Below are 1,624 nucleotides of genomic sequence, written 5' to 3'. Positions count from 1 at the left end.
GAGAGCTCGGCATCCGTGTCGATGAGAACGAACCGGCCCGGATTCTCGGACTGCGCCGAACGCACCAGACCCCACACCGCCGACGCCGCCAAGTCGGCGACCTCCTCACCCGACAGCGCGACCGCACCCCGAGTCACGACGGCGAGTCTCGCCTGCGGGTCGCCCTCGACCAGCCAGGTCTGCACCCGGTCCAGCGCCTCGTGCGCGGCCCTGTGAGCCTCGGCCGCCGGGTCTGCGTCCGGCGCCGAACACCACTCCCACCATTCCACCGGCAGCGCAGCCGACGAAGACGACCGCACCGGCAGCGGCGACCAGGCCACCTCGAACAGGCCGTCCGGAGCCGCACTCGCGGCGTCCGCCAACGCTTCCGCCGTGACCGGGCGGGTCGCCAGCGAGGCGACGGTCAGCACCGGCGCGCCGGTCTCGTCGACGACCTGCACGGTCGCCGCGTCCGCACCGGCCGGACTGATCCGCACCCGCACCGTCGAGGCACCAGCCGCGTGCAGCGTCACGCCCTCCCACAGGAACGGAACCCTCACCTCGCCGGACCCGGTGTCGTCGGTGTCCGCAGCATCGGCACCCAGCGCCTGGGCGTGGACCGCCGCGTCCAGCACCGCCGGGTGGATGCCGAAGCCCGCGAGGGCCAACACCTTCGGGGCTGCTACCTCGGCGAAGATCTCCGGCCCGCGCCGCCACACCGCCCGTACGGCACGGAACGCAGGGCCGTAGCCGTACCCCCGGCCGGCCAGCGCCTCGTACGCGGCGTCCACGTCGACCGCCTGCGCCCCGGCCGGCGGCCACACCGACTCCGGCCACTCCTCCTCACCGGCCGCCGCCGGAGCCAGCACGCCCCGCGCATGCAACTGCCACCGGTCGGACGCGGCGTCCGGACGCGAGTGGATCTCGATCTCCCGCCGCCCGTGCTCGTCCGCCTCGGCCACCATCACGTGCACCTGCACGCCGCCGCGCTCCGGCACCACCAGCGGCGCCGTCATCGCCAGCTCACCGATCACGGGGCAGCCGACTTCGTCGCCGGCCCGTACCGCCAGCTCCACCAGCGCCGAGGCCGGCACCATCACGTGCCCGAGGACCTCGTGATCGGCCAACCACGGCTGCGCCGACCGCGACACCTGGCCGGTGAGCAGTACTCCCGAAGACCCGGGCCAGGCCACGACGGCACCGAGCACCGGGTGCCCGGCCGACGCCAGTCCAGCAGCCTTGACGTCTCCCACGGACGACGGCGTGCTCAGCCAATAGCGGTCACGCCGAAAAGCGTAGGTAGGAAGATCGACCAGGTTGCCGCCGGACTGCCAGTCCCGCCAGGACACCGGAACACCCGAAACGAACAACCGCCCCAAACCCGCCATCAACGCCGCCTGTTCGGAGCCCTGCCGACTCAGCAACGGCACCACCGATACTCCGTCGGCCCCCTCGCCGGCCTGCTCGGCCGTGGCCGCGACCGCCGACACCAACGCGCCGGGGCCCAGCTCGACGAACCGGCCCGCACCGCAGGCGACCAGGGTCTGCACGGCATCGGCGAACCGGACCGCCTCACGAGCATGCCGCACCCAGTACTCCGCCGACCCATACCCCTGCGCAACCTCGGCCAGACCGCCGGTCAACG

General features: G+C 73.4%; 1 protein-coding gene. It reads right to left on the bottom strand.

The features are described from left to right. A partial coding sequence (locus ACWD3D_RS36785; protein ID WP_451464983.1) for a polyketide synthase dehydratase domain-containing protein occupies window positions 1–1,568 on the bottom strand: 1,568 nt, incomplete at its 3' end. Window positions 1,569–1,624: the final 56 nt, after the last annotated feature.

This window comes from Streptomyces sp. NPDC002690 (assembly GCF_053592415.1).
Note: the sequence above shows the minus strand (reverse complement) of the source record. Positions and strands in the feature narration are given on the sequence as shown.